Source organism: Pseudomonas sp. NPDC089554 (assembly GCF_050280645.1).
Classification (GTDB): Bacteria; Pseudomonadota; Gammaproteobacteria; order Pseudomonadales; family Pseudomonadaceae; genus Aquipseudomonas.
In genome coordinates, this window is record NZ_JBNNVR010000067.1 from 21,915 (window position 1) to 30,599 (window position 8,685).

Here is an 8,685-nt window from a genome sequence, read left to right on the forward strand (position 1 = left end):
TACCCATTATGTATTTTGAATTCAATATTCATTTTTAATCAGATTGCGGATCGCGGCTTGGGTGTGCGCCTCGCTCATACCGGCACGCACCTGCAAACGGCCGCAGGGGGCAACCTGCAACACCTGGGCGAGCAGCCTCGCTACCTCCGGCATGCGTGTAGGGTTCAAACCTTGGCGGGTGATGAACTGGGTGCCGAGGCGCAGGGCGTAGTGGCTTGCACGGGTAGGATCGACACAAGTGCCGATAAGCACTGAGTGCGCTTGCAGCGCCAGCATCTGGGCACGTGGGTCGACATTGCCGGAGAGCGGCAGCAACAACTGATGGGTGTGCACCTCCCTGCCCTGCGCAGCGATTACCGGCAGGTCGATATCCAGCAAGGCGCGATGCAGTGCGGCGCTGTTATCGACGATGGCACGTGCATAGGCGCCGTCATCGGCCAGGGCTTCATCGAGGGTGACGGCAAGCGAGGCCAGGCGCCCGGCATCGTAGTTGGCGAGCATTTGCCCATCCAGCACGCGGTCGAGTGCCTGGGCATCCTGCGGGTTGCGTCCCAGTACCAGCCCTTGTGGTCGGCCGGGCAAGGTCTTGTAGGTGGAGCTGGTGACCAGGTCGACCCCGGCATCGAACGGGTTGGGGTAGGCCCCACCAGCGATCAGGCCCAGCACGTGGGAAGCGTCGAACAGCGTTCGGGCGCCGACGGCACGGGCGGCCTGCACCACAGGCGCGATATCGTCGGCCTTGACCATGATGCTGCGGCCCAGCACCACCAGCCTTGGACGTAGCTGTTCGACCTGCGCAACCGCACGTTCGGTATCCAGCCGGCAGGTAGCGGTATCGAAAGGCAGATCTTCGACCTCCAGCCCGGCCATTGCTGGCGTGCCGCCACGGCGCTGGCTCAGGTGGCCGCCGTGCTCGGCCGCGGGTGCCAGTATTCGGTCGCCCGGCTGGCAGTAGGCATGAAACACCGCCAGGTTGGCCAGGGTGCAACTGGGCAGGCGCACTTGCGCCCAGTTGGCCTTGAACAGCCGCTTCGCTGCCTTTTGGGTGTAGCACTCCAGCTCGCTGACCAGCTCGGTTTCCGGCTGTTCCTTGGCGAAGGCCGGGCCCATGGCGGGATAGGCACTCAGCGCCGGGTTGTAGGCGTCCATCGCCCGGGCACTGGGTAAATTCGCGCCGGCATACAGCATCAGGCGCTGCGCTTGCAGTTGCGCCAAACGCTCGGCGCAGTCCGCCAGCAAGGCATCGAGGCTTCGGGCCATGCTCAAGCCCCCCGCCGACGAATCGAGTTGGGGTGTTCGGCTTCGTCACGCACCATCAGCATGATCGCGTCGCGCTTTTCCAGCAGGTGATGGCGCAGGATATGGCTGAGCCGTTTGCCGTCCCGCACCTCGAGCGCCACGATCATTTCCTCGTGATCGTGCAGCGCACGCTCCCATTTCGGCGCCTGTTGGTTGGACAGAAAACGCAGCGAATGAATGCGCCGGTTCAACGACAGGTACACCTGGCGCAACGCCGAATTGCGCGCGGCGAGGTTGATCAGGTCGTGGATCGAGCGGTTGCGGTGGTAGTAGCCCGGCAGGTCATTCTGGTTCTTGCTGACCACCATGGCGTTGTGCAGCGCCTTGATCTCGTCGAGCTCCTGAGCCGTGATGCGCTCGCAGGCCAGCTCGCCAGCGAAGGCTTCTATGCCACTCATCAGTTCGAAGGTTTCGCGAATTTCCTGCTCCGACATGCGCGCAACGCTCGCCCCGCGGTTGGGGTTGATTTCGATCAGGCCTTCCATTGCCAGCACCTTCAGCGCCTCGCGCAATGGCGTGCGAGAAATGCCCAGGGTGTCGCACAGCTCGCGCTCGTTGAGTTTCTTGCCAGGCGTGAGCACCCCTTCGGTGATGAAGTTGCGCAAATGCTCCACCACCGTGTCATGCAACCGCTGACGCTCGAGCTTTGGCATCAGCAGGGGCTGTGGCGGGGTGTTGGGCTCGTTATTATTTTGCATTCAAAATCCTCATCGTAAGCGCTTGAAAGCACGCTCTTATTCGAAAACCACAGTAAATACGGGAAACTCTAGCCCATTTTTGGGGATTGACACAGGGGAAAGCCGTGCTAACGTATTTTGCATTCAAAATACAAAAACAAAAAGGAGTCACCATGTTGAAGCTCGATTTCCACCCCGCCGGCCGTCACTTCCTGCAGATTCCAGGCCCGAGCCCCGTCCCTGACCGGATCCTGCGGGCCATGAGCTACCCCACCATCGACCACCGCGGCCCGGAGTTCGGCGAGCTGGGCCTGAAGGTGCTCGACGGCATCAAGAAGATCTTCAAAACCGTTCACCCGGTGGTGATCTACCCGGCCTCCGGCACCGGCGCCTGGGAAGCGGCGCTGTGCAACACCCTGAGTGCGGGCGACGAAGTGTTGATGTTCGAGACCGGTCACTTCGCCACCTTGTGGCAGAAAATGGCCCTGAGCCTGGGCCTGAAGCCACAGTTCATCGGGCGTCCGGGGATCGAAGGTTGGCGCGGTGGGGTCGATGCAAGCATGATCGAAAGCCACCTGCGCGCCGACAGCGGCCATCGCATCAAAGCGGTGTGCGTGGTGCACAACGAAACCAGCACCGGCGTCACCTCCGATATCGCTTCGGTACGCAAGGCCATCGATGCGGCCGGCCACCCGGCGCTGCTGCTGGTCGATACCATTTCCGGCCTGGCCTCGGCCGACTATCGCCATGACGAATGGGGCGTGGACGTCACCGTCTCGGGCTCGCAAAAAGGCCTGATGCTGCCGCCGGGCATCAGCTTCAACGCCCTCTCCCCCAAGGCCCTGCAAGCCAGCAAGCGCGCTACCCTGCCGCGCAGCTTCTGGGGCTGGGACGAAATCGTGGAGATGAACAAGACCGGCTACTGGCCCTACACCCCGAACACCAACCTGCTCTATGGGCTGAACGAAGCGCTGGAGATGATTCTCGGCGAAGGCCTGGACAACGTCTTCGCCCGCCACGACCGCCTGGCCCACGCCTGCCGTACCGCAGTCAATGCCTGGGGCCTGGACATCCAGTGCGCCGACCCGAGCGTATACAGCCCGGTACTCACCGGCGTGATGACCCCCGAGGGTATCGACGCCGACGCAGTGCGCAAGGTCATCTACGAGCGCTTCGACATGTCGCTGGGCACGGGCCTGGGCAAGATGAAAGGCCGCATGTTCCGGATCGGCCACCTGGGCGACTGTAATGACCTGACCCTGATGGCCACCCTCACCGGCTGCGAAATGGGCCTGCAACTGGCGGGCGTGAAGCTGCAATCGAGTGGCGTGCTGGCTGCCATGGACTACCTGGGAGGGCAATCGGTACCGCTGCGACGCGGCTGATGTGAAAAACGCGGTACTGTGCGCTGTGGCCACTGGCCCAGCGCCTTGAACGACGAACTATCCCGAACTTCCGCATCGTCTGCGGAAACAATAAGAAATTGGAGATAGAACATGAAGTTTTTCCGTCTGCGCCCCACCACGGTGGTGCTGTTCATGCTGTGCGCCATGTACTTCATTACCTACCTGGACAGGGTCAACGTCAGTACCGCTGCCGTCGGTTTCGGGCCTGAGTTCAACCTGACCAAGACCGAAATCGGTATCGTCTTCTCTGCCTTTGCCTACCCCTACCTGGTGTTCCAGATCATCGGCGGCTGGGTCAGTGACCGCTTTGGCGCCAAGCGCACCCTGGTGGTGTGCGGCATCATCTGGGCTGCCGCCACGGTGATGACCGGCCTTGCCGGTGGTTTCATCTCGTTGATCGTCGCCCGCGTACTGCTGGGCCTGGGCGAAGGCGCCACCTTCCCTGCCGCCACCGCTGCAATGTCGCGTTGGGTACCCAAGGAAAAACGTGGCTTCGCCCAAGGCATCACCCATGCCTTCGCTCGCCTGGGTAACGCCCTGGCGCCGGCGGCGATGATCGCGATCATGGCCACCTACGGCTGGCGCGAGTCGTTCTATGTGTGTGCGGTCATCAGCTTCGTCTGGGTGGGGTTGTGGGCGCTGGTGTTCACCGAGCTGCCGAAGGATCACCCGCGCATTTCCCAGCAAGAGCTGGACTCGCTGCCAGCCCCCAAGGTCAAGAACAAGGACCCGCTGCCCTGGGGCCGCCTGTTCAAGCGCATGGCGCCGGTCACCATCGTCTACTTCTGCTATGGCTGGACCTTGTGGCTGTTGCTGAGCTGGGTGCCGATGTACTTCATGAACCTGGGCCTGGACCTCAAGGGCACGGCTATCTTCGCCTCGGCGGTGTTCTTCGGCGGCGTGGTCGGCGACACCCTGGGCGGCATCGTCAGCGACCGTATCTATGCCCGCACCAATAACCTGAACAAGGCCCGCAGCCTGATGGTTTCCATCTGCCTGAGCCTGACGCTGCTGTCGCTGGTGCCGCTGATGTTCACCACCAACATCCACATTTCCCTGGCGTGTCTGGCCATCGGTTTCTTCTTCTCGGAAATGACCATCGGCCCGATGTGGGCCATTCCCATGGACATCGCGCCCGACCACTCCGGCACAGCTTCCGGCATGATGAACACCGGCTCCGCCATGGCGGCCATCATCAGCCCGGTGGTGGCCGGCATGCTGATCGACAAGTTCGGCAACTGGCAGCTGCCGTTCCTGGTGAGCATCGTGCTGCTGGCCATCGGTGTGGCGCTGTCGTTCAAGATGAAGCCGCAGAACCGTTTCGAATACACCAAGGCGCCGGTGGCGCCGACCGAGGAACTGCGGCCCAGCCCGGCCGTCGGTAAATGACACCCTGTGGCCGCGCTCGATGAGCGCGGCCCTGATAAAGGAGCGACACCTTGAATACCGCAGCCCCTTCTGCGCACCTTGCGCAACTGCTCGTCGACGCCCAACGCGAGCGCAGCCCGTTGGGCGAACTCGATCAGGCCCTCTACCCGAAGGATTTCGCCGACGCCTACTACACCCAACAAGCCATCTTCGCCCTGCGCGGCCTTGAGGCCGGTGGTTGGAAGATCGGCTCGAAATCCCATACCGGCCCTGTGCAGGGCTCGCCCCTGCCCACCGAGTGCCTGCACGCACCGGGCAGCACCTTCGCACGGGCCGACTACACGCCCGTGGGCCTGGAGCTGGAAATCGCCTTTCGCTTCAAGCGTGATTTCGCCCCGCGTGACGAGGAATACAGCGAAGAGGAAGTACACGCAGGCATCGGCGAAATGGCCGCGACCCTCGAGATCGTCTCAAGCCGCTTTGCCGCGTTTCCCAAGGTCGAGCCGTTGACGCAACTGGCCGACCTGCTCAACCACGGGGCCTTGGTGGTGGGTGAGTTCGTGCCGTACCGGGACGACTTCCCGTTTGCCCAGCCCACGCTGGAGCTGGCGTTCAATGGCGAAAGCATCGTGCCTGGGGCGCCAGCGAACCCGGCGGGCGACCCGCGCAGGCTGCTTACTTGGTTGGTGAACCATCACACGCGCAATGGTCAGGTGTTGCCGAAGGATTTCGTCATTACGACCGGGTCGTTCACCGGGATGCACTTCGCCAAGGCGCCGGGTGAGCTGAAGGGACAGATCAATGGGCTGCCGCCGGTTTCGTTGAAGCTGAGCTGATGCTGTATTGATTAGGGCTGCTGCGCAGCCCAACGATATTGAATAAACAGCAAAAGGCCCTGACAAATCAGGGCCTTCTCTATTAAGCGTCAAGCCGGCTCATAGGTCCGGTAACGCGGCTCCCAGAACAACGCCTCGATCGCCTCGCCCAGCGCACGCTCATCCTGCTTGGGTGCAACACCATCCTCCTGCGCAGCCAGCGCCACAGCCAGCGCAATCGCCTTGCTCACCGCCTGCACCTCACCCATCGGCGGCAGCATCTGCCCTTGCTTGGCACTGCTTGCCAGCGCCCTGGCCGAGGCCATCAGCATGCGTTCGGTCACGCGGGTAGCCTGGCTCACGATCACGCCCAGGCCGATGCCTGGGAAGATGTAGGAGTTGTTGCACTGAGCAATCGGATAAGACCGCCCTGCCCACTCCACTGGCTGGAACGGGCTGCCGGTGGCGATCAGCGCGTGGCCTTCGGTCCATGCCAGCAGGTCCGTCGGCTGCGCCTCGATCTGCGAGGTGGGGTTGGACAACGGCATGATGATCGGCTGGCGGCATTGCTGGTAAAGCGTGCGAATGATCGTCTCGGTGAACAGCCCGGCCTTGCCGGAAACGCCAATCAGCACGCTGGGGCGGGCATTGCTGACCACTTCCTGAAGGTCTGGCCAGTCGCCCGCGAACTGCCAATCCGCCAACGATGTCGTGGCATGGGACAAGCGTTCCTGGAACGAGTACAGCCCCTGCTGGCGGTCGGTCAGCAGGCCCTTGCTGTTGAGCAAAAACACTTGGCGCCGCGCCTGGGCATCGCTGAGCCCCTCCTCGACCATCGCCTGGATGATCTGCTCGGCGATACCGCACCCGGCCGAGCCGGCGCCGACGAAGGCGATGGTTTGCTGCGACAGTTTTTCACCTTTTATACGGCACGCCGCCAACAAGGTACCGACAGTCACCGCAGCGGTGCCCTGGATATCGTCGTTGAAACAGCACAGGCGGTCGCGATAACGCTCAAGCAAAGGCATCGCGTTGGCCAGAGCGAAGTCCTCGAACTGCAACAACACCCCCGGCCAGCGTTTCTGCACGGCGGCGACGAAGGTTTCCAGGAAGTCGTCGTAGTCTTGCCCGCGCACCCTCGGCTGCTTGAGCCCGAGGTATTCCGGGTCTTCGAGCAGGGCCGGGTTATGGGTGCCGACATCCAGCACGATGGGCAAGGTGTAGGCCGGGCTGATGCCACCGCAGGCGGTGTACAGCGACAGCTTGCCGATCGGAATGCCCATGCCACCGGTGCCCTGGTCGCCCAGGCCAAGAATGCGCTCGCAGTCGCTGACCACGATGACCTTGACGTTGTCCTTGGTGACGTTGGCAAGCATTTCGTCGATGCGCTCGCGGTCCTCGTAGGAAATGAACACGCCGCGGTGGCTGCGGTAGATCCGGGAGAACTCCTGGCACGCCTTGCCAACGGTAGGCGTGTAGATGATCGGGAGCATTTCCTCGAGGTGCGTTTCCACCAGCTTGTAGAACAGTGTTTCATTGCGGTCTTGCAGCGCGCGCAGGTAGACATGCTTCTCCAGCGGGCTGGCGGCTTCGCTGAACTGGCGATAGCCGCGCACCACTTGTTGCTCCAGGGTTTCGACCTTGGCGGGCAACAGGCCCTGCAACTGGAAACGCTGGCGTTCCTGCTCGGTGAAGGCGGTACCTTTGTTCAACAGCGGCGTTTCCAGAAGCGCAGGGCCTCGGAACTTGACGGGCAGTGGACGACGTTCGGATGACATGACGATGCCTCGCTGGGTTGTTGTATTTTGAATTCAATATACCGACAACCCATCGAAATGCAATTCACGCCTTGCCAGCCCCCTCCCAATACCCCGGCGCGTTGTACACCTCCTTCAGGTAGTCAACGAAGAACCGCACCTTGGCCGGCAGGTGTCGCTGCTGCGGCCACACTGCCTGGATGTCGTACTCGGGCAAGGCGAATTCATCGAGCACGGTCACCAAGGTGCCGGCATCGAGCTCGGCCTGGATCTCCCAGGTCGAGCGCCAGCCGATGCCCACGCCCTGCTGCATCCAGGCCGCCAGCAGCTCGCCGTCGTTGCAGGCCAGGTTGCCGCTGACCTTCATCGCCACCGCCCGGCCGTCGCGCATGAAGGTCCAGCCGCGCTGCTGTCCGCCTTGCAGGGTGAAGGCCAGGCAGTTGTGGTCGGCCAAGTCCTCCAGGGTGCTCGGCTGGCCATGCTCGGCAAAGTAGCCGGGGGTGCCGCACACCACCCGCTTGTTGGGGTAGAGCTTCACCGCCACGTAGTTGGGGTCGCGAATTTCGCCGATGCGAATGCTCAGGTCATAGCCTTCGCTGACCAGGTCGACGACGCTGTCGGTCAGGTTGAAGGCCAGCTTCACATTGGGAAAGCGCCGCTGAAACTCCAGGGCGTGGGGCGCCACATGGACGCGCCCGAAGGCCGCAGGCGAGGAGATCTGCAAGCTGCCCTTGACCAAGGATGCGCTGCTGCAAATGGCAGCTTCCAGGTCATCGAAATCGAGCAGCAGCTTGGTCGCCCGCTCCAGCAATTGCTCGCCCAGGGTGGTTAGCTTCAGCCCGCGTGTAGAGCGGTGCATCAGCTTGACCCCCAGGCGTTTCTCCAGGCTGTCCAGGCGCCGCCCGAGGATGGCCGGGGTAACCCCTTCAGTCAGGGCGGCGGCGGCGAAACTGCCTTTTTGCGCCACCTGCACGAAACTCTGCAACTCGACATATCGCCCCATTCCATACCTCAGGTATCGACAGAATCTAATTTTTTGGCCTTCAACAAGCCGATTCGGTACTTCATGCTGCCACTCAATAAGAAAAATATCGACCCAGTGTCAGGAGAGGATCATGGCGAGAATGAGAGCGATCGAAGCGGCAGTGCAGGTGTTGCGCCGCGAGGGTGTGGAGGTTGCGTTCGGTATTCCGGGTGCGGCGATCAACCCGTTCTATGCGGCGATGAAGTCGGTGGGTGGCATCGATCACGTCCTCGCTCGCCACGTTGAAGGCGCCTCGCACATGGCCGAGGGCTACACCCGCACCAAGGCCGGCAATATCGGCGTGTGCATCGGCACCTCCGGCCCTGCCGGCACCGACAT

8 protein-coding genes are annotated in these 8,685 nt (G+C 62.4%); 4 read left to right on the forward strand and 4 right to left on the reverse strand.

Translation table 11 applies throughout. From position 1 onward, the window contains the following. Positions 1 to 21: 21 nt before the first annotated feature. Both ACQKPE_RS18635 and ACQKPE_RS18640 read right to left on the reverse strand, forming a co-directional pair. Positions 22 to 1,260 carry a glycine hydroxymethyltransferase gene (locus ACQKPE_RS18635; protein ID WP_427668098.1) on the reverse strand — a complete coding sequence of 413 codons (1,239 nt, stop codon included), beginning with the start codon at positions 1,258 to 1,260 and terminating at the stop codon, positions 22 to 24. 2 nt (positions 1,261 to 1,262) lie between these two features. Further along, positions 1,263 to 1,997 (reverse strand): GntR family transcriptional regulator, encoded by a 735-nt coding sequence (locus ACQKPE_RS18640; RefSeq protein ID WP_427668099.1) that lies wholly within the window; start codon positions 1,995 to 1,997, stop codon positions 1,263 to 1,265. 152 nt (positions 1,998 to 2,149) lie between these two features. On the opposite strand from ACQKPE_RS18640, the gene ACQKPE_RS18645 reads away from it, so the two are divergent. The 3 genes from ACQKPE_RS18645 to ACQKPE_RS18655 all read left to right on the forward strand — a co-directional run bounded on the left by ACQKPE_RS18645 (position 2,150) and on the right by ACQKPE_RS18655 (position 5,586). Then, positions 2,150 to 3,361 (forward strand): pyridoxal-phosphate-dependent aminotransferase family protein, encoded by a 1,212-nt coding sequence (locus ACQKPE_RS18645; protein ID WP_427668100.1) that lies wholly within the window; start codon positions 2,150 to 2,152, stop codon positions 3,359 to 3,361. A 111-nt stretch (positions 3,362 to 3,472) separates the two neighbouring features. Further along, positions 3,473 to 4,771, forward strand: a complete 1,299-nt coding sequence (locus tag ACQKPE_RS18650) for an MFS transporter (RefSeq protein WP_427668101.1) — start codon at positions 3,473 to 3,475, stop codon at positions 4,769 to 4,771. Between the two features lie 50 nt (positions 4,772 to 4,821). Further along, positions 4,822 to 5,586, forward strand: coding sequence for a 2-keto-4-pentenoate hydratase (locus ACQKPE_RS18655; RefSeq protein WP_427668102.1), 765 nt, complete (start codon positions 4,822 to 4,824; stop codon positions 5,584 to 5,586). 89 nt (positions 5,587 to 5,675) lie between these two features. Here ACQKPE_RS18655 and ACQKPE_RS18660 read toward each other — a convergent pair whose 3' ends face one another. Together ACQKPE_RS18660 and ACQKPE_RS18665 are read right to left on the reverse strand one after the other, a co-directional pair. Further along, on the reverse strand, positions 5,676 to 7,343 hold the full coding sequence (locus ACQKPE_RS18660) for an NAD-dependent malic enzyme (protein ID WP_427668103.1): 1,668 nt from the start codon (positions 7,341 to 7,343) through the stop codon (positions 5,676 to 5,678). A gap of 64 nt (positions 7,344 to 7,407) precedes the next feature. Then, positions 7,408 to 8,325, reverse strand: coding sequence for a LysR family transcriptional regulator (locus ACQKPE_RS18665; RefSeq protein ID WP_427668104.1), 918 nt, complete (start codon positions 8,323 to 8,325; stop codon positions 7,408 to 7,410). A gap of 112 nt (positions 8,326 to 8,437) precedes the next feature. On the opposite strand from ACQKPE_RS18665, the gene ACQKPE_RS18670 reads away from it, so the two are divergent. Beyond that, positions 8,438 to 8,685, forward strand: a 248-nt coding sequence (locus tag ACQKPE_RS18670) for a thiamine pyrophosphate-binding protein (protein ID WP_427668105.1), incomplete at its 3' end; no start/stop codon positions are given.